Source organism: Pedobacter nanyangensis (assembly GCF_003313505.1).
Lineage (GTDB): Bacteria > Bacteroidota > Bacteroidia > Sphingobacteriales > Sphingobacteriaceae > Pedobacter > Pedobacter nanyangensis.
The window spans coordinates 90,821-113,309 of record NZ_QMHO01000004.1; the positions used below are offsets into that span (position 1 = coordinate 90,821).

The window sequence follows — 22,489 nt, forward strand, 5'->3', positions numbered from 1 at the left end:
CTAACAACATCGATTTCCCCAAAAACATTCTCCAAAAATTGCGGGTTTAAGATAAAAATCAGAATATCGTAATTTGATACACGTACAAATCATGAACAGCTTTAAAAACCTCTCTTTTTCCCTAAACATGTTTGCATACATTAGTGCGCAGTATTATGCATTAACACGCCTTTGTTATTGGCTTTTTAATAAGGTTGATCTTATCTATACCGAAATGAGCGATTTCAAATTCTATGCTTTGTTGATCATCGCCGGGTTAATTGCTGTTTCGGTTTTGGATGTCATTATTGTGCGCATCTCTTTTTTCTGTATTTTAAAAATTAACAAAACCCTGCCCGATTTACGGTACGCTGTACTATTCACCAAGATTTATTCCGTGGGTTTCTGTGCTTTTTTATTAATGTTTTTATTTAGCGACACAGATAGTATGAAAAAGATGGTGGTGTTCCTATCCATGGCCATCGTGTTAATTAGGGTGGCTTATCTCAACATCATGATCACCAAAACAGACCTGGAGATTAAATACCATGCTATAAAATTGGGAATAAGTGAACAGGAAATAAGAAAGCTGGTTAAGCAAGCAAGACAGGATAGGAAAAGAAGCGATTTAATCATTAGGAATATCAAGAACAAAGTTCACGAGATAAGCAAAAAAGATATAGATTTTTAGCGCCCGTTGGGTTTGCTGCGAGTACCAACCGTACATGAATTGGCGGCCAAAAAGGCACCTAAATAGTACAAAAGGTTTTGCCCGCTAAACGGGATAGCAGCGAAAATCCTTTTTGTTTTTGGGTTTAGGCCTGGGGCACAAAAAGATTGCAGCGTATAGCCCGGCTTGCGCAAATAGTTGCACGCAATTGCTTTTCTAAAAATCAAACTCCACAAACTTCCCTACATCGGCGTTATGGCTTAGGACTTTCCAAAATAAATGGCATCTTTGCACAAACAAAATTTTTAGCATGTCAGACGAAAAAATAATCTTTTCAATGGCGGGAGTGAGCAAGATCTATCCGCCACAAAAACAGGTTTTAAAAAATATATACTTATCCTTTTTTTACGGAGCAAAAATTGGCGTTGTAGGTTTGAACGGTTCGGGTAAATCATCCCTATTAAAAATCATTGCTGGCTTAGATAAATCGATCCAGGGCGAGGTGGTGTTTTCTCCGGGCTATTCTGTAGGCTATTTGGCACAGGAGCCAGAGTTAGACCCCGAAAAAACCGTACGTGAAGTAGTGGAAGAAGGTGTGGCCGAAATTACCGCCATCCTTAAGGAATACGAAGAAATTAACGAGGCATTTGGACTAGAAGAAAACTACTCGGATGCCGATAAAATGGACAAGCTGATGCAACGCCAGGGCGAGCTGCAAGATAAAATTGATGCTTCCAACGCCTGGGAACTGGACAATAAGCTTGAGCGTGCCATGGATGCCCTGCGCTGCCCTGATCCCGACACTAAAATCAGTGTACTATCGGGAGGTGAGCGCCGTCGCGTGGCCATGTGCCGTTTGCTGCTGCAATCGCCAGATGTTTTGTTGCTGGATGAGCCTACCAACCACTTGGATGCCGAAAGTATCGACTGGTTGGAGCAGTTCCTGCAAAACTATGAGGGAACGGTAATTGCCGTAACCCACGACAGATACTTCCTAGATAATGTTGCAGGCTGGATTTTAGAACTTGACCGTGGCGAAGGTATTCCATGGAAAGGCAACTACTCCTCATGGCTTGACCAAAAAGCAAAACGTTTAGCACAAGAAGAAAAAACCGAAAGCAAACGCCAAAAAGCATTGGAACGTGAGCTAGAATGGGTTCGTATGGCCCCCAAGGCACGTCATGCCAAATCAAAAGCACGTTTATCCAACTACGACAAACTGGCTAGCGAAGACGGCAGAGAACGCGAAGAAAAATTAGAATTGTTCATCCCAGCGGGGCCGCGTTTAGGCAATGTTGTCATCGAAGCCAACAATATTTCCAAAGCTTACGATGGCAAATTGTTGTTCGAAGACCTGAGCTTTTCCCTACCGCCAGCGGGCATTGTGGGCATTATTGGCCCAAATGGTGCAGGTAAAACTACCTTGTTCCGTTTAATTACCGGCCAGGAGCAGCCCGATAGCGGTGATTTTAAAGTAGGCGAAACCGTAAAATTGGGCTATGTAGACCAAATGCACAACGACCTTAACCCCGATAAAACGGTTTACGAAAACATTACCGACGGGCTGGACAACATGCTGTTGGGCAACAAACAGGTCAACTCCAGAGCCTACGTTTCTAAATTCAACTTTAACGGTGCCGACCAGCAAAAGAAAGTTGGCGTATTATCAGGTGGCGAGCGCAACCGTGTCCACTTGGCCATTACCCTGAAAGAAGGTGCCAATGTGTTGCTGCTGGATGAGCCTACCAACGATATCGACGTAAATACCCTGCGTGCTTTGGAAGAAGCCTTGGAAAACTTTGGCGGCTGCGCCGTGGTGATTTCGCACGACAGGTGGTTTTTAGACCGTATCTGTACGCACATTTTAGCTTTCGAAGGCGATTCGCAAGTGTATTTCTTTGAAGGCAACTACTCTGATTATGAGGAGAACCGTAAAAAACGTTTAGGTGACGTAACCCCTAAAAGGATCCGATATAAAAAACTGGGATAAACCACTCACCAAGGCGCCTTTTCAAGGGCGCCTTTTTGCTGCATTAAATATTTTAGGCATTTTACATTATTTGAAGCGCAAAACTCCAGCAAAGCACTCCCGGTAGTCCCGCCATCCATTACAAGTCCGCACTCGCTACGCTCCCTTGCGGGCTTTCCATTACTGTCGGGGCTATCCCCCAGGGCCAACCTCATGAGCCTGCACACCGCTTTAAAACCAAGCAGGTTTGCACAGATTTTTGTTTACGTAATTAACAAATAAGCTGTACTTTTACAAAAAAACAAATCTATGGACAGCCTGTACTTCGATTTCAACCAGATCTTATCTACCTCCATGATTTTATTTGCCATTATTGATATTTTGGGCTCCATCCCGGTGATCATATCATTGCGCAAAAAAGCAGGGCATATCCAATCTGAAAAAGCAACCATTGTGGCCACGGCCATCATGATCCTATTTCTTTTTGGCGGCAAAGCAGTATTGAGCATTATCGGTGTAGATGTGCAGTCGTTTGCCATAGCAGGTTCGCTGGTAATTTTCTTTATTGCCATGGAAATGGTTTTGGGCATCCACTTTTTTAGGGACGATGCGCCCGAAACCGTGTCTATTGTGCCATTGGCATTCCCTTTAATTGCCGGTGCAGGCTCACTAACCACCTTGCTATCGCTAAAAACCGAATACCGCACAGAAAATATTTTGGTAGGCATTATCCTTAACATGGTATTTGTATATTTTGTACTTAAAAATACCGCAAGGCTCGAAAAACTTTTAGGAAAAACCGGATTAAACGTATTGAGAAAAAGTTTCGGGGTAATTTTGCTGGCCATTGCCATTAAGCTTTTCAGAACCAATACCGGACTATAGCTTCTTCCAGCCATTGTTTACCAAACAATGGCGAAAATAAACCACTACATGAACAATTGTATCCAAATTAAAATTTCCCTGGCACTATTTGCGGTTTTTATCCTGAACACGGATTGTTTGGCGCAGCAAAGCGATGATCGCCTGCTATGGAATGGCAATTACCAACTTACCGTTAGTGATTTTGGGATAAAAACAAATTCCCTCGAAAATTCTAGTTCCTTTGCACAGTTTTCGTTGGATTATCAGTTAAATGGATTTGATTTCATGGCCCGAAATTTCAACAAGAAAGTTCGCAATTACCTCATTAGGTCTGCTTCATGGATAGACACCTCGGCCAATATACCACAGTCGCTCCGTTACCAACAAACGCTTTTCAACATCAGTGAAATTTATACCAGGCAATTCCGAAAAGCTTTGCGAGAAAACCGCAAAAAAATCATTATGGGAACGCAAATTGCCGAGGAATTAAATCAGAATATAATGGCCGAATTCTCTAAAAGAAGAATGGATTACATTAGGGAAACAGATTATGGAAAAAATGAGATCAAACAAAAAGAATGGGAAGCGCTAATTCAAAAGGAAATTGCTGCATTAAACAACTTTGCCTTTGATAGGTAATGGTTTCCATCATCAAAGCCAACAGCGCGTTTGCACTAGGTACAACGAATAAATATGTGGTGCGTGTAACATTAAATCTGTATATTTATCTAATAAGAAAACCCAGTAGATGAACTTATTTGAACAATTTACGGTTTATATTGGCGCTTTGGCCATTTTGCTTGAAGCCATCAGCTACTTGCGTGGCAAACTAAAGGGCAAGCATTAGCTTATCGAAACTATTTAACGCAAATAATGTCACCGCTTCGCGGTTTTATCAAATCTGTTTTTTTATCCTGTGCCAGTCCTCCGCAATGAATGGTGGCTAACAATCTCCTCTTGAGCACCACACTACAGCATCAAAATGGTGAAATGATTATCGCCCCATTAAACAATGCGCCCAAAACCCTGAAAGGGTGGCACAAGCATGGATGTATCCCCGTTAATAAGATTACGGAAAAGGCAAGCCAATTAATATTGCCATAACAACATGAAGGTGGCGGGCCTGCAATTAGGAATCAGCCCTGATCATCCGTTTTGACCAATCTGGCCACAAACATGCTATCCGCTTTGTCACGGTACCCGCTAATCAGTTCTTGGCTTTCCAGTTTTAAGGGGAAGTTTTCTAATAAATGGGCAACTACTTCTTCATTTTCTTCCTTAAATACTGAACAAGTCATGTAAATTAGCGGTTTGCCCGGCTTCAGGTATTTCACTACATTTTCGGCAATGGCCTTTTGTAACTTGGCGTAGTTGGACACTTTATGCTCCTCAAAAAAATAAAGCATTTCAGGTGTACGGCCCCAAGTACCTGCACCTGAGCAGGGTGCATCCAGCAAAACCCCATCAAATTCATAATGGTGTAAGATCTGGTCATTGTTCTGCAACAGATCAATCACCTTTTTCTGGTAATCCTTAATTCCAGCCAATTGAAAACGCTCCTGCAAATTTCCCAAGCTGGTTTCCCGCACATCGCTTACCAGCAATTTCACCTTTGGCTCCAAGCTGTGTATCAATAAGGATTTACCTCCCGATGCGGCACAGCAATCCCACCAATATTCATAGGGCTTAGGCTCAAAGTAATTTCCCGTTTTTTGCGACGAGAAATCCTGTACCTGATACAAGCGGGCATCTTCAATCACCTGCTCCAGCTTGGTTCCATTGGGTAAGGCTAAGGTAGTTTCAGAAAGTTCTTTCACCATTACTCCCGCATTTTCCAATTTAGCTTTAATGGTGGGTAAATGAGTTTCTTTTACACGGATGAACAGATCAGGCTGTGTAAATAGCGAAAGTAAAAACTGGTGCGTGTCAATCCCCTCCGACAGTTGTTTATTAAAAGGGAAAACATCCTTTAGCTGAAAAGATGGAAACTGTGCTTTAACAATAGCAAGCTTATTTTCAATTGGGGCCGCAATTTGAGTTGCCGCGGCGGGAAAAGCATGTTCGGTAATCAAACTGAGCTCATTGTTGCACAAAAAATCCGCTACCGCCAACCGCTCTATTGTGGGCACGTCCAACAGTGCTTTTCCCAACCTAAAGTAGCTGTAAATATACCTACTGGCCCACCTCCTATCCGATGAACCCATCTGTTTGTGCTGCTTAAAATAAACGATCAAATGGCGGTGCAGGGGCAACTTGCCATCGTAACTTGCTAAAACCTGCTCAAACGCACGGATATGATGATGTACTTTCATGAATAGTTGGTTTTTAGTTGTGGTTCATTAGCTCATTAGTCCATTTGGGACAGATAACTGGCAACCGCCGGTAACTTATTCCCAATTACTAACCGCTAGTTGCTAGCTCCTAATCTATTTGGCTCAATGATGTATTCCTGTACTGCAACAGCATCAAATGTTTGTTATAATAACCATATTCGGCATCATAGCCAAAATCAAAATCATTGTGCAGCCCTTTATAGTTTTCCTTCACTAAAAAATCGAGATAGTTTAGGCCATGTTTAGCCATTAGTTTTCCGAAATAATAACCGGTATCAAATCCTTTAAAAGCATATTCGGTAGGCTCAAATTCGTATTTGGCTCTGTAAGCTTTGATAAAATTTACCACTGGTTGGCTTTTATAGTCGATATAGTAAGAAGTAGTCAATACCGTTTGCAGATACTGTAACTGCTCGATATTGTAGGTTTGTTTAACCCAGTTTGGGTGTCCAAACAATTGGATGGGATAACCCGCTACATTTTTCAATCGGTAAAGTTTGGTTAAACTTGGGCTTACAAAACGGGTGTCGTCAGCGCATAATACCACTACATATTTTTTATCTTTAACCATTTTGGTCTCTAAAATATAGGTAGAAGTAAATTCCTGTACCACAAACCCTGGATATTGCTTAGCGAACCGTTTTCTGATGGGTGCAGCAAATTGCTCGTCAGACGATTTTTTGGTGTTGATCAATACTACGATACATTGATCGGCCTTGTACTGTTTGGCGATATAATCAGCAATTTTAACGCCGTGCTGATCAATGTTATTGACTATTGAAATGAGATAAGGATTGTTAAATTCCGCAGGTTTTGATGCCGCCAAAGGCGATACCATAGGCATTTTGTGCGCTTCGGAAAATTGCGCCATGTATTTCACTCCATCAGGAAAAATGGGGCCAATGAGCAAATTGCTAGCCTTTACCGCCTCTTTTTTACTTAAGGCTGCCAGTTGGCTGTTATCGTCCCTGCTATCGAAAACATTTACTTTAAAATTCAATCCTTCATTGGCAGCGGAGTCTATGCCCAACATTAAGCCCTGATAAAAATCAAGTGCCATATCGGCCTTGCCAATTTGAGCTTTGGTAACCGTTTTTAAATTGAACTGGTTAAGCTGAAAGGGGATAAAAACACTGATGTTGCCCTGCGTAAACTTGGCAACTGGCTTTTGTTCAACTGGTTTAGCCGGGGCTGTGGCCACCGGCTTAGTTATTTTAGGCGAACAGCTCGCCAATACTGCAATAAAAGTTAGGAAATATAACCCCAGGTTTTTTTTAGCCACATAGCCATACCGAACTGTTTTAAAGAACATTTTTATTTTGTTAAACACCTCAAGGTGATGATGTGGTTTGGATTTAAATCCTAAAAGCTTATTCCCATTCAATAGTTGCTGGCGGTTTCGAACTAATATCATACACAACTCGGTTAATTCCTTTTACTTTATTGATAATTTCATTGGATATTTTAGCGAGCACTGGGTAAGGCAAATGGCACCAATCAGCGGTCATCCCATCTAAAGATTCAACAGCTCTTAAAGCAATTACATTTTCGTAGGTACGTTCATCGCCCATTACCCCTACCGAACGTACCGGTAAAAAGATGGCTCCTGCCTGCCAAATTTGGTCATACAAACCAGCATCTTTCAAGTTTTGGATATAGATATGGTCTGCCTCCTGTAATATCGCAATTTTCTCAGCAGTAACCTCTCCTATGATACGGATTCCTAAGCCTGGGCCCGGGAACGGGTGCCTGCCTAAGATAAACGATTCTAAGCCCAAAGTGTTTCCTACCCTACGTACTTCATCTTTAAACAAAGTTTTTAACGGCTCTACTACTTTAAGTTTCATAAAGTCGGGCAAGCCGCCTACGTTATGGTGCGATTTGATGGTTGCCGATGGGCCTTTAACAGAAACCGACTCGATCACGTCAGGGTAGATGGTACCTTGAGCCAGCCATTTTACATCCTGTATTTGGTGCGCTTCATCATCGAATACCTCAATAAATACACGACCAATAATTTTACGTTTCTTTTCTGGGTCTTCTACACCTGCTAGTGCGCTTAAAAACCTGTCTTTAGCATCAACACCTTTAATATTCAAGCCAAAGTCCTTGTATTGCTCTAGTACATTTTCGTATTCGTTTTTACGCAATAAACCATTATCCACAAAAATGCAGTGAAGGTTTCTACCAATGGCTTTGTGCAACAATACCGCAGCTACACTGCTATCTACCCCGCCCGAAAGAGCCAAAACAACTTTATCATTGCCCAATTGAGCTTTCAACTCGGCGATAGTGGTTTCTACAAAAGCATCCGAAGTCCAATCTTGCGCACATCCACAAATACCTACCAGGAAATTATTCAACAAGGTTTTTCCATCAATGCTGTGGGTCACCTCTGGATGGAACTGGATGGCGTAGGTTTCTTCGCCCTTTACCTGATAGCCGGCTACCTTTACTTCTGGGGTACTGGCAATAATTTCGAAATGCTCAGGCACCTGGGTAATTGAATCACCGTGGCTCATCCACACTTGCGAGTCTATCAAAATACCTTTAAACAAAGGGTTTTCGTTATTTACGAAACTTAAATTAGCCCTACCATATTCTCTGGTGGCTGATGCTTCAACATTTCCTCCGCTTTGTTGCGCTATAAATTGTGCTCCATAACAAACCGCCAATAATGGGTAGCCTTTAAACAGGTTCAAGTCTACAAATGGCGCATCTTCTTGGCGTACCGAGAATGGGCTACCAGAAAGGATTACTCCTTTAACTGTAGGATCTAGTTCTGGAATGTGGTTAAATGGATGAATTTCGCAGTACACATTTAGTTCGCGGACACGACGTGCAATTAGCTGTGTAAATTGCGAACCAAAATCGAGGATAATGATTTTTTCTAGCATGCGCAAAGGTAAGGAAATTTACGATTTTAGAGGTACGATTTTAGTAGATATTAGTATTTAGATGCAAGTGCCCCATATTTACCTAGCATTTACTTTTTTGAGGAGCAGTTTTAGTTTTGGAATATTTAAGCATCATCTCCTTGTTAGATCTCTCCGTTGCGGCCGAGATGATGGTTTAGTGCACACCAATGAGCTATTTGAACCGATGAACCAGCCAAATAACTACAACGGCAATGTAAAACAAAAAGTAGTACCTCCAGTTGGATTATTTTGGTACCAGATTTCCCCTCCGTGTGCGGTAATGATCTGTTTACAAATGGAAAGCCCTAATCCATAAGATTTTTCACCTTTAGTACCAAAGCGCTTAGCTGGTGTAAATAGCTGGAAAACATCTTTCCCTATTTTATCGGGGATACCGATACCTTGATCTATAATGCTCACCAGTATCTCTTTTTGACCTTTGGCCAACCTAATTTTTATTTCCTTTCCCATTTCACTGAACTTGATGGCGTTGCTAATCAAATTGCCCACCACCCTTTCTATTTTTTGCCCGTACACATTGATGTCCAACTGTTGGATATCGGTTTCCAGATTGATCGTCTGTTTCTTTTCGTCAGCTCTGTATTTGGTTAGGGTTATGGCATTTCTTACAACCGCCACCAGATCCTGTTTCTTCTTTTTCTGCGAAATATCCAAGCCTTCTTTATTTTCTGCAGCTTCGATAATATCGTCTATGAGGTGCAGGGGTTGCTACAGGCACCATCTATCAACTTAAGTTTATCCATGTTAACGTGGTCCACGTCCTCCAAAATCATCAATTTGGTTAAACTAGAAATACCCACCACGGGGTTTCTTAAATCATGAGCAACGGCCCTTAAAATGGTATCCTTTTCCTGATCACTCAGCCCTAATTTGACTAAGGCTTCCTGTAGTTTGTCTTTCTGTCGGGAAATTTCATTGTTGAGTGTGGTAAGCTGTTTTACGTTGCGTTTAGATTTTCGCCAGTAGCTATAAATCAACACTACAATGGAAACAGCCATGCAAATGAACAATAACGTAATGTAGAGGTAGCGCTGCAGTATTTCGGCTTCTCTTTTCAGGTTGGATATCTCATTCTCATTGTTCAAATTACGGAAACGTTCATCAATATTGGTGGATTTAATCTTGTCCAGTTCCTTTTGCAAGGAATCTGTTAAGTTAGTGTAACGGTACAAATGATCAAAAGCTTGCCGGCTTTGGCCTACACTACTCAGATACTTGGCATTTAAGAGGTGGAAGGCTTGAAGAAAATCAGGCATTTTAAGCCTTTTACTATCTTTCGCTAAAATTTGGAGATATTTAAATGCCGAATCGGTTTTACTGGTTTCTAAATAAACTTTGATCAATTTTATTTTTGCGGTAACCGCATCTACGGTATCGTATCTCGGCTGAGCGTTAATGGCTATGCTCTGTTTCAATAGTTTTTCAGCTTCTTCAAACTTTTTTTGCAGCAGCAGTTCGCCGCCCATATTTCCGTAAATTACGCCTCTTGCAGATTTATAGTACCAATTTCTACTGGGAACGGTATCATTTTTTTCTACAAACACCAATGCTTTTTGATAGAAAACCAAAGCGCTATCCGCATTGTTTAATCGGGAGTAGCACAGGGCAATATTATTGAACAGTTCCTGTTGCTTATAAACCTCCTGAAAGTTCTGTTTACAGGTACGCACTTCTACCAAGGTTTCCTTAAAGTAGTGGATAGCTTCCTTAAATTTTGATTGCTTATACAAAATCATCGCAATGCGATAGCTATAGTTGCTATTGGCGCATTGATCAATGATAACTGGTTGCAGTTTTTTGGCCAGAAAGTAGTTTTTATAGGCCTCCTCATAGGCCCCGAGCCTGAACAGGACATCGCCTTTGCAATAATAGGCCGCAGCAAGCTCCTTAATGTATTTCTTTTTGTCTTTGGTGGCCTCAATTACATTAAGCATGCTATCGGTATAGGGCAAGGCCTTCTCATATTTCCTGCCAAAGAAATAGTAGAAGTAAAAGGCGTTATAAATATCAAATCTGGATTTTGCGGGAAGCTTTACATCACCATCAAGTGCTTCCTTTAGGGTTTGCAGGGCCTTAGTTTTAACTTTTTCATCGTTATACCCCCATGACGTTTTATTTGCCACAGAGTCTATCAGATGATTAAGCTCTTTATGGGGGGTATCCTTGCAAGAAGCAAAAACAATTAAAAGGATAGGCAACCAAAAGAGCTTACTACGGGGTAATTTTTTAGATGGTATGATTTGCACATTCGAAAATAGCAAAATTAATGACCATTCAAAAGGGTGGTTTTAACGCCAAATCTGTTCAGAAAATCAACACCTTCATCGCTGGCCAAGCCTTTATAGGCGGCATAGGAATCTCTATAAAAAACTTCTTTAATACCCGAAGACAAGATTAGTCTGGCACAGGCAATGCATGGAGACAGGGTAGTGTACAAAGTGGCGCCTTCAATTTTGGAACCATTTTTAACCGCATAAAGGATGGCATTTTCTTCGGCGTGCAAAGCGAGGGAGCAGCTTCCCTTACTGTCCCTATCACAGCCCGTTTCAGGCCATTCTTCATCGCAATTGTGTGTACCTGGCGGCGGTCCGTTGTAACCTATGGAGATGATACGGGTATCTTTAGTAAGCACCGCTCCTACATGGGCCCTCACACAGTGTGAACGTCCAGCCAGATCCGATGCTAAGTTCATATATATCTCGTTAAATGATTTTGCCATGGGTCAATGAAAATGAAAATCTCCCTAACGATACGCCAGAGAGATTTCAAAATTAACATTTTTTAATGATTATTAAATGGCCGTTAACGTTTAGCATTACCTGCTTTATGACCTTTTGAAGCAAAATAAATGATATACAAATAGCCTGGAACCATGGCATATAAAAACGCATGTTGAAAGTCAATATGCAATTTGTCTTTCATGAAACCGTAAACCAATGGCCAAACTGCACCGCCAGCGATACCCATGATCATGATGGCAGAGCCTGTTTTGGTAAATTTGCCCAATCCTTTAATGCCCAACGGAAAAATTGCCGGCCACATCAAAGAATTGGCTAAGCCTAACAGGGCTACAAACCAAAATGAAATTACACCCGTAGTAAAAACCGACAGAAGGGTAAATAAGATCCCTACGGAAGTACATACCCTAAGCGCTGCCTGCTGGCTAATAAACCTTGGTATGGTGATGATACCGATAAGATATCCCACTAGCATAAATCCTAAGGTAAAGGCCGTTGCGTTATCTCTAAAAACGGTAGGAACCGTTCCCAATTCCCTGGCATAGGTGCCGATGATATCTCCCGCCATTACTTCTACCGCTACACAAAAAAAGATGGCAAGTGCGCCCAAAAACAAATGCGGATAGTCAAATATCGATTTTTTAGAAGCTTGGCCATTTGCCTCTGCGGCCTCTTCTTTCTCCATATTTACCTCTGGAAGCTTCACAAACTTAAGTACTATGGCAAATAACCCTAACACTATGGCCAAAGCAATATATGGTGCATGGAGTTGTTGCAGCAAATCGTTTAAAATGGTTTGCTTTTCTGTTTCCGAAACTGCTTGTGCTAGTTTTGCTTCGGCCTCATTGGCACCTTTTAGCAACAAAGTGCTTAAAATGATAGGTGCGGTAATACCTGCGGTTTTATTACAAAAGCCGGCAATGGATATACGTTGTGCCGCACTATCAATTGGTCCGATAATACTAAGGTAGGGATTAACGGCTGTTTGCAGCAAGGCCATTCCGGAACCTTGCACAAAAATTGCCGTTAAGAAAAGAACGTAGCTGCTTTTTTCAGCGGCGGGAATAAATAACAAAGAACCTACTCCCAAAATGACCAAACTGGCTACCAACCCGTTATGGAAACCAATTTTTTTCAGGATCCACGAACTTGGGATAGCAAGAAAAAAGTAAGCAATATAAGATGCAAACGTTACTAAATAAGCTTGTAAATCAGTTTCTAGGTCAAAGGCTTTTTTTGCAAATGGAATTAACGAGCCGTTAGCCCAGGTAACAAAGCCCAGAATAAAAAACAAAGCGCAACAAATTACCATTGGGCCAAATGCCGTTCTGTTTTGGGGTTGGTTTGAATTCATTATTTCAGTTTGGTTTAATTTTCGTCTAACTTAAGCAAAAGCACTAGCATTTTAAATATTTTTAATAATTAAAAAGTCGCAAACGTTTGTGTAGGGTGCAAAAAAAGAGCCCCGCACGTGCGGGGCTCTTCGTTATAAAATGCTTTAAGCTTAATGGCCGCCCGAAACTTTTTGGTCGAAATTGATGCCCTGTGCTTTTAAGATTGCACTTGCTCTTAGGGCATAAAACACCAAATAAGCGAAGCATAAAATACCTACTACATAGCTGTATTGGATCCCGATCATTTCGGCTACCAAACCTTGTAATGGACTAATGATAGCGCCGCCCATAATCATCATGATCAGGTAGCTACTTCCCTGACTGGTGTTTTTTCCTAAGCCACTTACCGCTAGCGTAAAGATACACGGCCACAAGGTACTACAGAACAAGCCTACACTGGTAAAAGCATAAACACTCACCATGCCGCTGGTGAACATTCCTGTTAATAAAGCTAAAACACCTATTAAAGAGAAAATCAACAACATTCTGGCCGGATTGCCCTTACTTAAAATATCTGCTACAATTAACACCAGAATGATCAAGCCGTATACGTAAAAAGGCGCCAAATCATGGTTAAAAAATGCATTAACGGCCAAAAACACACCAAAAGCCAAGTATGGGGCCACAAATCTTAAAATTTTCCTTAATTGGACTTTATCCGTAAAGGCCTCAACTGCCCCGGTCCACCTACCAATCATCATGCTGGCCCAGTACAAAGAGATATAAGGCGCAACTTGCCCGGTGGTAAACCCTAAATGTTTAATCATATACTCGGGTAAATTACTGGCCGTGGACACCTCTACCCCCACGTAAACGAAGATAGCGATCATCCCCAAAACCAACTGAGGGTATTTAAGTGCAGAGCTTTTACCTCCGGAAACTTCTGTTTCAGCCTCTGCAATGGCAGGCTTATCAGGCAGCGGCGAAAACTTAAGGAAAATGGCTACCACTAAAAAGGCTGCCCCTAATACCAAATATGGTATTTTAACGCTCTGAACATCCAAGGTATTGCTGGCGTGCACCGCTGAGCCAAAAATGGCAATATTAACAATTAGCGGGCCTATTGTAGTGCCTAAATTATTAATACCGCCTGCCAGAGTTAAACGTTGTGATCCGGTGCTTACCGGGCCCAAAGCAATGGCTAAAGGATTGGCCACGGTTTGTTGTAACGAAAAACCCAAAGCCACAATGAACAACCCAGACAGCATTAATGGAAAAGAACCTGAATTTGCTGCCGGGTAAAATAACAAGGTACCCACAGCGGAAATGCTTAAGCCTAGGGCCAAGCTATTTTTATATCCTATTTTGTTGATCAAATCTGTTTTCATGACTGCCGAAATACCGATGTAGATCAATGAGCCTACGGTATAGGCGATATAGAAAGCAAAGGAGACCAATTGACTTTCAAATTGCGATAATTTAAATGCTTCTTTGAAAACGGGGATGAGTATATCGTTACTCGCCGCTACGAAGCCCCAAAAGAAAAACACAGTTACTAAGGGGATAAACTGCGCCCAATTGGTTTTTACATGCTGTTCCATATTTGGTTAAAATTTAAGGTTTGAAAAAATTTGCGCTAAACATAGCTATTTTTTTTCAAAGTGTACTTAGTACACTTTGAAAAAAAAGCCATCGATTTGTGTGGCGATCTTCGCCAGAAAGCCTGTTTTCTGGAAATGCAAAAAAAACACAAATTGGATAAAAAACAGCAACCGTTTTTATGCGTAGATTTTGAAGAAGAGATCGCTCCCTGCCATGATATCAAAGGAACTGCACCCTCACCATTCATATACTTCTGCTATTGAAGTTAAAGAGTTTATAAATAAAAATTGGCCTTTTAGCTGTGAAAATTGCATATTAGCAGAAATTACAGGAACAATAAATGTTTGAGGCAATCATTTTGGGTATTGGGGCGGGTCTGATTTCATCTTTTGTAACGGGCCCCGTGTTCTTTGCCATGATTAAAACCAGTATCGAGCGGGGCTTTAAGGCAGGTTTTTCTTTAGCCTCGGGTGTGATTGTAAGTGATCTTATTTTAATCAGTGTTGTACTTTTTGGTTCCCAATTTTTTAAATACCAGCAAGAGTTTGACAAATATGTGGGCATTATTGGTGGTATTTTTATTGTTGGCGTGGGCATTTATTACCTGTTGTCTAATGTAAAAATCAACTATACCGAAGGCGACCATATTAAGGTAAGCAAGCGGGGCTATATTTTAAAGGGATTTTTAATGTGTATCCTTACTCCTTCTACCTTGATGTTTTGGGTGATTGTAAGTGGCATTATCTCGGTAAAGCTGAATAGCCTTCCCGAAAAGATCCTCTGTTTTTTAATTGCTATGGCGGTACAACTCTCTGTTGATGCCCTCAAAACCTATTATGCCAGCAAACTCCGCTACCGCATTAAGGAAAACACCTTAAAGAAACTCAACAAGGTGGCCGGTGTAATCATCATCGGCTTTGCCATTTGGCTAATTATCAAAACTTATCTGCAGTTTTATTAAGCCTACTCCAAAGCATGGCCAAACAAGTTCGCTTGCTTATTGTTAAACCTAAAACCAATAGCATGATGGAACCTTTCGAAATTAACTTGGTTGGACAGGTATTGACAATACAACCGCGATTGAACGAAACTTACGACGTTTTTGATGGCAACGAAAAATTGGGCGAAGTACATTCTATTTCAGTTAACGGCGGTACACGGTGGACTTCAAAAGAATTGAATGATGATTACGCTGCTCAAATTGGCGAATTGATTGACGAGCACCAACTTTAGTTTTTCTTACTTCTATCTCCAAATAACCTGTTGATAAACTCCTCGGTCATGCGCTCTATCCTACCGGAAATTTCCCCTTCTTTAATGGTTACCAGCACGTTAATCGACACCAATTCTTCTTTCTTCCCTTTGGTAATTGCAGGTTTCCAGCCCCTAAAATCATTCAGTGCCATTACAATTTTATCTGTAACGATATGCCCTTTGGTTTCAGTGTGGCTTAACACGCAGCTCTGCCCCAGCGAATCGACCAATACCTGTACCATAATGCTGCCTTTTAGGTTATTCACGTAAGCTTTTGAGGTCACCTCCTTAAACATTACCGCAAAAGCCGTACTGTCTACCGTGACTTTGGTATCGCCACAATCAAGACAAAAGCGGGAAGTATTGCAGTCCTCGTATTTTTTGGGAAAGATATTTTGGGCAAAAGCACTTGAAAACAGTAACAATAGCGAAAGCGATAAATAGATTTTCTTCATGATCCAAGGAGTTTCAAAGCTAAAAGCGAAGATAAAAATATTTGTGGGTTAAACATTAGGCATATCTTTCTAATGCTATTGCATCTCCTATATGTCTACGTGATTAAACCGAGCAAGTTTACCTTTATTATCATTTTAGTTTCTTCCTTATTTTGCCTTTGAAGTTTTCAGATTTAATCACTGCACCTTCATCGGTAACCATTACGCAACTGTAATCTGGAAATTGACTCAGCATAGCCAATCCTTGTTGCTTACCCAAAACCATGATGGAAGTGCTGAAACCATTGGCCATTTCGGCACTTGGGCCCAACACCGTTACACTGATTAAACCAGTAGCCGGATAACCCGTAACGGGGTTAATGATGTGTGCGTAGCGCTTACCGTTAAACTCTACAAACTTTTCGTAACTACCAGAAGTGGTAATGGCTTCCCTTTTTAAAGCAACAATACCAATGTAACTTTCCTCGTCAAAAGGATTGGTAATTCCCACGTGCCACGATTTGCCATCAGGTTTGGTTCCCCAAGTGGTCATATCTCCTGAAGCGTTCACAATTCCGGCCTTTACCCCTTTGGCTTCCATCAGTTCACGACCTTTATCTGCCGCATAACCTTTGCCCATGGCTCCAAAACCAATTTTCATGCCTTCTAGCTTTAAAAAGATGGTACAGGCAGCACTGTCGAGTTCAATATTTTGATAGCCTACTTTGGCTACTGACTTTTTGATTTCGACATCGCCAGGCATGGTTTTCATTGAACCATCAAATTTCCATATCTTATCCATGGCAGCATAGCTGATATCAAAAGCCCCCTTGGTAATTATTGAAAAATATAAGGTGCGCTTGGTGAGTTCAAAAACTTCACGATCTACTTTTACGGCTTTGATGCCTGCATTACGATTTACCTCTGAAATTTGGGAACTTGACTTCCAGTCGGAAATGAGCTCTTCTATTCGGGACATTTCTGCAATGACTTCGTCAATGTGCTGATCAGCGGTTTGCGGGTCTGCAGCCACAATGCTGATATCGAAACGGCTGCCCATAAGCGTAACTGCTCGTTCCTTTAGCACTTGTGCATTTGCATAAAAGGTGAAGAGAAAGAAGAAGGTAAAGCTTAAGGATTGTCTCGTTATTCTTCCTCGCAATGACTGGCTTATTTTCGTCATTGCGAGTTTACGGAGCAATCTCTTAAAATGATGTATGATCAAAATATTCAAATTAAAACTGATAAATAAACGAATGATTACCCAAGAGATTGTTTCGTCATGCTTACTCGCAATGACGTGCCTATTTTCGTCACTGCGAGTTTACGAAGCAGTCTCTTAAAGTGATGCATAGTCCAAAGATCTAACTTCGTTGTGCTTTCGTTTCTCTGCACTCGAAATGACGACCATAAAGCCAACGCTTAATAACAATCCGTTAGCAACTGGCCCTTTTCTTTATAATACGTTAAACTTTTACCATTTATTTTCACACAAATTTCGTTCAACACCTTCTCTACGTCCTGCTGCATCTGCAAGGATCCACAAATCATGACCACACCGCCATTGCTTAACAAAAGCGCTAAAAAAGAAGCGTCATTGTGGATCAAATCCATCACGTAACAATGGTTTTGTTCTCTTGAAAAAGCAATTTGGTAGTTCTTCAGCTTATGATTATGTATCTGCTGATCGAGAAATAGCTTATGTTGCTTAATCATTTCTGTTTCTTTACGGAAACCTACATATAAATGGTTATCAGCATTTTTACGGCTCTGCAAAATCATTCCCAAAAAAGGCGCAATACCTGTTCCATTGGCAATCATGGCCAAAGGTTTGTTTTTAGGCTGATGGAAAGATTCGTTTGCCACCATTCTGGCCTTAAAAGTATCGCCTACTTTTAAATTGTTCAGATAACTGGATCCTAATCCAGATGGATGGAGTTTTACCACCAATTGTACATTTCCTTGGCACTTCGCTACCGAATATAGGCGTTCCCTGCTATCATTTGCGGGATAAATGGCCAATAAATCGCCAGAAGTAAACTTGGTACGTGTTGGGGTTCTAATGGTGAGGATAAAGGCTTGTTCAGTTGCTGAAACCTCTGTCCGATCCAATACCATCATCTTTTGCAGGCCTTTGGGCTTTTTGGCATACAGCGCTGGCGTAGTGGCCAGTTCAATAGAAGCTTGTTCACTCCATGTTCTTACCCACTGTACAAATTGAATAGGCGACTTATCGTCTACCGTGTGAAGTTCCGTTAGCGGTTTAGCCCAGGCTTGTGCAGCCAATTTTTCGTCAATCTGTTTGGCAAACTCACAAAAATCGGGGTAGGCACGCGAACCAAACCCTATAACCGAGAAATTAACGGGATGCTTTTGTGTGAATTTATCAATCAGTTGCAATGCTTTATTCGCATTTGAAGGTGGATCGCCCAAACCATAAGTGGAAGTAAATACCAAAAGATGTTTCGCTTTAGGGAAAACCTGATATTGGTTCAACTGCGCCAAATAAGATGTTTTTCCTTGGGCAATCAACTGCTCGTGAATAGCATTGGCAAAACGTAAAGTGCTGCCATTTTCAGTGCCTACCAACAGGATAAATTCCGCATCGCTGGTTTTATGCTTGTTCTTGATTTTGGTTGCCCTACGTTTTAAGGTAATGGCAAAGCCCGAATAGATAAAAAACAAAATGTTGAGACAGGCAATGCCCAAAATACCCGCCCAAACCATATTGGTACGGCCGGTATGCAAATCGAGGCTTAAATTTTCAAGCACCAACGTGGTAGGGTATTTTACTTCGCTTAACACCTTACCGCTAAACTGATCAACCATCAGTTCCCGATCGCCCAATTTAAAATTATAGTACTCTTCAGGATCTTCCGCAAAAGGGAATGCTATCTTTTTAACCTCAGCTAGCTTCGTATTTTTGAACAAAGCAAAATCTTCTATTTTTTGCTGAACAGGTGTTTCATTAGGCGCTTTAATTTCTTGATGCTCGGCCTTATGTTCAGGAAAGAGCTGAAACCTTACCATGCACAAATAGGTTCCAGTAAGGGCAATAACCAGCACCGGAATAAGCATTAACCTACCTGTAATGACGTGATAATACTGCGCAAAATATTCCTTTACCACTTTAGTAAAAAACTTGGCTAAACTGCGTTGTCTTTGGATGATTAACGCCACACCAGAAATGGCAATCAATAATAGCAAAAAGGAAACGGCACCTACCATAAGCCTACCTGTCTCCTTTAAAAACATAGAACGATGCAATGCCGTAATCCATTCTATAAAAGCACTTTTTTCGATAGGCTTACCCAGAATTTTACCCGTAGTGGGATCTACATAAGCATCTACCTCGTTACCTTCTCCATCAAAACCTTTTAAGCGAACGAAACCGTTATGATCTACTTCAAGTTCACTAAGCTCAGAGAAGTTTTTTTTGAGCACGGGAATGGTTTGCGCTACGGTAATTTCGTTGAAATTAGCAGCACGGTAAGAAGGCATTTTTTCCTGGATCGCATCAATAGCAAGTATGGCACCGGTAACCGATGCCATGACTAGAAAAAGCGATGAAATTAATGCCAATGCCAAATGGGCGTAGCGCCAAATGGATAGGGTCATTCTTTATTGCGGTTGAACTTTACTAAATCTAATGTATTTGATGTATCCTTTTCCATCGGCTTTGCCTGCTAAAGCTTCTGTAGTTAAGGGAACCTCTACATCTGATAAATAATACTTTTGGTCTTCTACAGATGATTCGAAACGTAGCTTATAGCCTTTGTTTACTACCGCATCATCAATATCCAAATTCACCATGGTTCTGTCGCCACCACCAACAGAGGCACCGGTTTTAGCATCCAACTTTTGGGTTTTAGAGAAAAACTTGAACCACTCTTTAAATCCGTTGTACCATTTTTTGTCCTTACCCATCATGTACAAGGTTTTTTCATACTCTCCTTTGGGATTAATTAAGGAAACCACAATGTATGCGCCTTCACCTGTGTAGGCATTCATTTGCAGCATACATTTATATTTTGAAGTTTGTGCCATGGCTTGTGAAGAGAAACTCAACAACAAACCTAAGACAGCTATTTTAAGAAAAGATTTCATGGATATATCTACAGTATTAGTATTGGGAAGTTAGTTTTTAAGGAAGTCTACAGAAATGTTCTTTTTAGATAGGAATTCATTTTCCGAAGCTAGATCAAAAGCAGTTTCGTCGAATTCTGTTTTCAAGCTTTTATCGGCACCCGAAGCAATCAGATATTTAAGGATTTCGTCGTCTTTTGAAATTAGAGCAGCTCTGTGCAGTACGGTTAAACCTTCTTTGTTTTTGGCATTGATATCGATTTTTAGCGCTGCCAATTTTTTCAATAAACCTAAATCAGCTTTTGCAATGGCGATGTGGTATAAAGTGCTGCCATCTTTTTGAGGACCTTCCACGTTTAGTCCCTTTGATTTTAGCAAGCTTAGTTTCTCTGCAAACTCATCTTTGGCATTGGCACCAGCTTGAGGACCTGCAGGTCTGTAGTTTTGTACCACAAAGTAAGCGAGGTTATGTCCAGCTTGGTCTTCAATTTTTACGTTAGCCCCTTTATTTAGCAAAAAAGCAACCACTTCTGGAGAACCTGTAGCTACCGCCGCTGTTAAGGCAGATTCGCCTCTTTCGTTTACGGCGTTGATGTTTTTAACTTTTGGAGCCAACAATTCTACCACGGCTAAGTTTTTACCGCCAGCAGCATTCATAAGAGGTGTTACTCCTTCTGCATCAGTTTTATTTACATCAACTCCTTTTGCCAGAAAATACTTGATGATTTCCTCTTGATTGGGTTTACGCACAATGGTGTGTAATACATTACCGCTTTTGTTCGCAAAGTTTGGATTAAGTTTAAGCTCCTCTACCAAATATTGATAAGACGCTATTGGTGCAGCAGTACCACGTCCGCCTTGCGACATAAAAATTAAAGCGGCATTGGTAGCTTTCACGCCTTTACCTAATAAGTTCTTCAATACTTCTACATTACCACTTTTAGCCGCATAGTCGAATGCAGTGGCTCCTTCGGCATCTACATCTTTTAAGGAAAGTCCTTTAGAAATCAAGTAGTTGGCAATGGCTAAATCACTATCATTAGCAATACCTAATAACAATAAATTGGCGCCATTTTTATATTTCTTTTTAAGATCAATACCACCTTTTACGAAAGCATCATAAACCGCTACGTTTTTTTGTCCGCCTGATATGGCAAAAACAATAGGTTCACTTCCGTGGCTATCTGGCGTTTGCAGATCTGAACCTTTCGCAATCAAATATTCTACCAGCTCTGCATTGCCTCTTAGCGCTGCCCAATGTAAATAAATACGGCTATCATGCGTAATTTTAGCTACGCCATTCCCTGGTTGTTCTACCAAAAATTTAATGGTTTCAGTAGGCGCATTGTTATTGATGGCCATGGTCGTGGCATCAAAGGCTCTAGGATCTAGCGCCGCTGGATTGTTTCCCTTGGCAATTTCGGCCTTTACTGTTTCTACCGTAGGGTTTTGTTTCCAAAAATCAGCTTGTAACAACGTATTTTTATTTTGTGCCTTTACTGAGCCAAGCCCAAGAACAAATGCGGCAACGAACATTACTTTTTTCATTTTGAAGAATGGGATTATGAATTCGCTTGCGAAATTACTTATTTAGACTAAGTCTACATAATAATCTCGTATTTTTTTTAGTTTTTACGTCGTTATTTTATCCACTATCTAAATAAATGGCCAAAAAATCGCTAAAAATTTCACTTACTGTGGCTCCACGTAATCCTTTGGATTTGTTAAAACATCGCTATGGCGCATTTAGGGCCTTGCTTTTTTCCGCCTCCTAAACGCAATTATTTGAAAAATAACCAATTGTATTTTTTTACACCTTTTAGCAGAAAAATATTTGTTTGGAATATATAAAGTTGTACTTTTGTAGCTCTCAAAAACACGGTGGTTTTAGCTCAGTTGGTTAGAGCGCCTGATTGTGGTTCAGGAGGTCGTGGGTTCGAGCCCCATATTCCACCCAAACGCCTTTCAAGTTATCTTGAAAGGCGTTTTTGTTTATAATAGATTTTCTAGCAGTAGAAAATTTTAGCGTAGCGAAAATTAGTAAGACAAAATTGATTGCTAATTTTATCGAATAATAGCTTAGCTACATAAAATGGATTACGTGCGAGCGTCCAAAAATTGATCGAATTGCCTGTCGGTGGCTGATCTTGCGTTTTATTGATCGCAATGCCGAAATTATCTATGCGCCTTATGGAGAAGTACTGACGAAAGCTGCATAACCTGATGCCATACCTTTGATTTGCCAGGCGTAGAATATTCCCATTATGATGACCGATGCACCTTTGAT

The 22,489-nt window shown here is 40.9% G+C and carries 21 protein-coding genes and 1 tRNA gene; 8 read left to right on the forward strand and 14 right to left on the reverse strand.

The genetic code is table 11. The features are described 5' to 3' along the window. Positions 1–91 precede the first annotated feature (91 nt). Positions 92–670, forward strand: a complete 579-nt coding sequence (locus tag DUT71_RS08995) for a hypothetical protein (protein ID WP_113662212.1) — start codon at positions 92–94, stop codon at positions 668–670. Positions 671–959: 289 nt separating this feature from the next. Next, positions 960–2,639, forward strand: coding sequence for an energy-dependent translational throttle protein EttA (gene ettA, locus DUT71_RS09005; protein WP_113662214.1), 1,680 nt, complete (start codon positions 960–962; stop codon positions 2,637–2,639). A gap of 5 nt (positions 2,640–2,644) precedes the next feature. Here ettA and DUT71_RS09010 read toward each other — a convergent pair whose 3' ends face one another. Further along, on the reverse strand, positions 2,645–2,833 hold the full coding sequence (locus tag DUT71_RS09010; RefSeq protein WP_113662215.1) for a hypothetical protein: 189 nt from the start codon (positions 2,831–2,833) through the stop codon (positions 2,645–2,647). A gap of 94 nt (positions 2,834–2,927) precedes the next feature. Here DUT71_RS09010 and DUT71_RS09015 point away from each other — a divergent pair, with 94 nt between their 5' ends. Continuing rightward, complete coding sequence (locus DUT71_RS09015; protein ID WP_113662216.1) at positions 2,928–3,503, forward strand: MarC family protein; 576 nt, start codon at positions 2,928–2,930, stop codon at positions 3,501–3,503. 27 nt (positions 3,504–3,530) lie between these two features. Then, the gene (locus tag DUT71_RS09020; RefSeq protein WP_205313894.1) at positions 3,531–4,121 is read left to right on the forward strand and encodes a hypothetical protein; all 591 of its coding nucleotides are present in this window, start codon (positions 3,531–3,533) and stop codon (positions 4,119–4,121) included. Positions 4,122–4,618: 497 nt separating this feature from the next. Here DUT71_RS09020 and DUT71_RS09025 read toward each other — a convergent pair whose 3' ends face one another. The 8 genes from DUT71_RS09025 to DUT71_RS09060 form a co-directional block, all read right to left on the reverse strand. Continuing rightward, a complete protein-coding gene (locus DUT71_RS09025; RefSeq protein WP_113662218.1) occupies positions 4,619–5,794 on the reverse strand; it encodes an RsmB/NOP family class I SAM-dependent RNA methyltransferase in 1,176 nt (391 codons plus the stop codon). Between the two features lie 109 nt (positions 5,795–5,903). Continuing rightward, on the reverse strand, positions 5,904–7,229 hold the full coding sequence (locus tag DUT71_RS09030; RefSeq protein WP_240186891.1) for an ABC transporter substrate-binding protein: 1,326 nt from the start codon (positions 7,227–7,229) through the stop codon (positions 5,904–5,906). Next, on the reverse strand, positions 7,186–8,712 hold the full coding sequence (guaA, locus tag DUT71_RS09035) for a glutamine-hydrolyzing GMP synthase (protein WP_113662219.1): 1,527 nt from the start codon (positions 8,710–8,712) through the stop codon (positions 7,186–7,188). Before guaA ends, DUT71_RS09030 begins: the two co-directional genes overlap by 44 nt. Positions 8,713–8,934: 222 nt before the next feature. Further along, positions 8,935–9,408, reverse strand: coding sequence for a sensor histidine kinase (locus DUT71_RS09040; protein WP_162796000.1), 474 nt, complete (start codon positions 9,406–9,408; stop codon positions 8,935–8,937). 35 nt (positions 9,409–9,443) lie between these two features. Further along, positions 9,444–10,877, reverse strand: coding sequence for a hypothetical protein (locus DUT71_RS09045; RefSeq protein WP_162796001.1), 1,434 nt, complete (start codon positions 10,875–10,877; stop codon positions 9,444–9,446). Positions 10,878–11,017: 140 nt separating this feature from the next. Further along, the gene (locus DUT71_RS09050) at positions 11,018–11,446 is read right to left on the reverse strand and encodes a deoxycytidylate deaminase (protein WP_394341142.1); all 429 of its coding nucleotides are present in this window, start codon (positions 11,444–11,446) and stop codon (positions 11,018–11,020) included. 110 nt (positions 11,447–11,556) lie between these two features. Next, the gene (locus tag DUT71_RS09055; protein ID WP_240186892.1) at positions 11,557–12,846 is read right to left on the reverse strand and encodes a sugar MFS transporter; all 1,290 of its coding nucleotides are present in this window, start codon (positions 12,844–12,846) and stop codon (positions 11,557–11,559) included. A gap of 150 nt (positions 12,847–12,996) precedes the next feature. Continuing rightward, positions 12,997–14,427, reverse strand: a complete 1,431-nt coding sequence (locus DUT71_RS09060; RefSeq protein ID WP_113662223.1) for a sugar MFS transporter — start codon at positions 14,425–14,427, stop codon at positions 12,997–12,999. A 341-nt stretch (positions 14,428–14,768) separates the two neighbouring features. Here DUT71_RS09060 and DUT71_RS09070 point away from each other — a divergent pair, with 341 nt between their 5' ends. Continuing rightward, positions 14,769–15,389 (forward strand): LysE family translocator, encoded by a 621-nt coding sequence (locus DUT71_RS09070; protein ID WP_113662225.1) that lies wholly within the window; start codon positions 14,769–14,771, stop codon positions 15,387–15,389. Between the two features lie 14 nt (positions 15,390–15,403). After that, the gene (locus tag DUT71_RS09075) at positions 15,404–15,661 is read left to right on the forward strand and encodes a hypothetical protein (RefSeq protein WP_113662226.1); all 258 of its coding nucleotides are present in this window, start codon (positions 15,404–15,406) and stop codon (positions 15,659–15,661) included. On the opposite strand, the gene DUT71_RS09080 is transcribed toward DUT71_RS09075, so the two are convergent. From DUT71_RS09080 to DUT71_RS09100, 5 genes are all read right to left on the reverse strand, one after another. Beyond that, on the reverse strand, positions 15,658–16,137 hold the full coding sequence (locus DUT71_RS09080; protein ID WP_113662227.1) for a hypothetical protein: 480 nt from the start codon (positions 16,135–16,137) through the stop codon (positions 15,658–15,660). The genes DUT71_RS09075 and DUT71_RS09080 overlap by 4 nt on opposite strands. A 130-nt stretch (positions 16,138–16,267) precedes the next feature. Then, complete coding sequence (locus tag DUT71_RS09085) at positions 16,268–17,299, reverse strand: FAD:protein FMN transferase (protein WP_205313896.1); 1,032 nt, start codon at positions 17,297–17,299, stop codon at positions 16,268–16,270. A gap of 239 nt (positions 17,300–17,538) precedes the next feature. After that, on the reverse strand, positions 17,539–19,734 hold the full coding sequence (locus DUT71_RS09090; protein ID WP_113662229.1) for a PepSY domain-containing protein: 2,196 nt from the start codon (positions 19,732–19,734) through the stop codon (positions 17,539–17,541). A gap of 3 nt (positions 19,735–19,737) precedes the next feature. Continuing rightward, a complete protein-coding gene (locus tag DUT71_RS09095) occupies positions 19,738–20,223 on the reverse strand; it encodes a DUF2271 domain-containing protein (protein ID WP_113662230.1) in 486 nt (161 codons plus the stop codon). Positions 20,224–20,253: 30 nt separating this feature from the next. Next, a complete protein-coding gene (locus tag DUT71_RS09100; protein ID WP_113662231.1) occupies positions 20,254–21,750 on the reverse strand; it encodes an ankyrin repeat domain-containing protein in 1,497 nt (498 codons plus the stop codon). 332 nt (positions 21,751–22,082) lie between these two features. Between DUT71_RS09100 and DUT71_RS09105 the strand changes: the two genes are divergently transcribed. Both DUT71_RS09105 and DUT71_RS20455 read left to right on the forward strand, forming a co-directional pair. Further along, positions 22,083–22,158: transfer RNA gene (locus tag DUT71_RS09105), tRNA-His, on the forward strand. Between the two features lie 188 nt (positions 22,159–22,346). Further along, the gene (locus tag DUT71_RS20455) at positions 22,347–22,421 is read left to right on the forward strand and encodes a hypothetical protein (RefSeq protein WP_240186898.1); all 75 of its coding nucleotides are present in this window, start codon (positions 22,347–22,349) and stop codon (positions 22,419–22,421) included. Positions 22,422–22,489: the final 68 nt, after the last annotated feature.

What these genes read in the sequence shown, in the direction of transcription:
- guaA (WP_113662219.1), bottom strand. Translation starts at nt 8,712, where the DNA reads ATGCTAGAAAAAATCATTATCCTCGATTTTGGTTCGCAATTTACACAG.
- DUT71_RS09070 (WP_113662225.1), top strand. Translation starts at nt 14,769, where the DNA reads ATGTTTGAGGCAATCATTTTGGGTATTGGGGCGGGTCTGATTTCATCT.
- DUT71_RS09030 (WP_240186891.1), bottom strand. Translation starts at nt 7,229, where the DNA reads ATGATATTAGTTCGAAACCGCCAGCAACTATTGAATGGGAATAAGCTT.
- DUT71_RS09050 (WP_394341142.1), bottom strand. Translation starts at nt 11,446, where the DNA reads ATGAACTTAGCATCGGATCTGGCTGGACGTTCACACTGTGTGAGGGCC.
- ettA (WP_113662214.1), top strand. Translation starts at nt 960, where the DNA reads ATGTCAGACGAAAAAATAATCTTTTCAATGGCGGGAGTGAGCAAGATC.
- DUT71_RS09010 (WP_113662215.1), bottom strand. Translation starts at nt 2,833, where the DNA reads ATGAGGTTGGCCCTGGGGGATAGCCCCGACAGTAATGGAAAGCCCGCA.
- DUT71_RS09060 (WP_113662223.1), bottom strand. Translation starts at nt 14,427, where the DNA reads ATGGAACAGCATGTAAAAACCAATTGGGCGCAGTTTATCCCCTTAGTA.
- DUT71_RS09090 (WP_113662229.1), bottom strand. Translation starts at nt 19,734, where the DNA reads ATGACCCTATCCATTTGGCGCTACGCCCATTTGGCATTGGCATTAATT.
- DUT71_RS08995 (WP_113662212.1), top strand. Translation starts at nt 92, where the DNA reads ATGAACAGCTTTAAAAACCTCTCTTTTTCCCTAAACATGTTTGCATAC.
- DUT71_RS09055 (WP_240186892.1), bottom strand. Translation starts at nt 12,846, where the DNA reads ATGAATTCAAACCAACCCCAAAACAGAACGGCATTTGGCCCAATGGTA.
- DUT71_RS09095 (WP_113662230.1), bottom strand. Translation starts at nt 20,223, where the DNA reads ATGAAATCTTTTCTTAAAATAGCTGTCTTAGGTTTGTTGTTGAGTTTC.
- DUT71_RS09025 (WP_113662218.1), bottom strand. Translation starts at nt 5,794, where the DNA reads ATGAAAGTACATCATCATATCCGTGCGTTTGAGCAGGTTTTAGCAAGT.
- DUT71_RS09080 (WP_113662227.1), bottom strand. Translation starts at nt 16,137, where the DNA reads ATGAAGAAAATCTATTTATCGCTTTCGCTATTGTTACTGTTTTCAAGT.
- DUT71_RS09015 (WP_113662216.1), top strand. Translation starts at nt 2,928, where the DNA reads ATGGACAGCCTGTACTTCGATTTCAACCAGATCTTATCTACCTCCATG.
- DUT71_RS09075 (WP_113662226.1), top strand. Translation starts at nt 15,404, where the DNA reads ATGGCCAAACAAGTTCGCTTGCTTATTGTTAAACCTAAAACCAATAGC.
- DUT71_RS09100 (WP_113662231.1), bottom strand. Translation starts at nt 21,750, where the DNA reads ATGAAAAAAGTAATGTTCGTTGCCGCATTTGTTCTTGGGCTTGGCTCA.
- DUT71_RS09020 (WP_205313894.1), top strand. Translation starts at nt 3,531, where the DNA reads ATGGCGAAAATAAACCACTACATGAACAATTGTATCCAAATTAAAATT.
- DUT71_RS09085 (WP_205313896.1), bottom strand. Translation starts at nt 17,299, where the DNA reads ATGACGAAAATAAGCCAGTCATTGCGAGGAAGAATAACGAGACAATCC.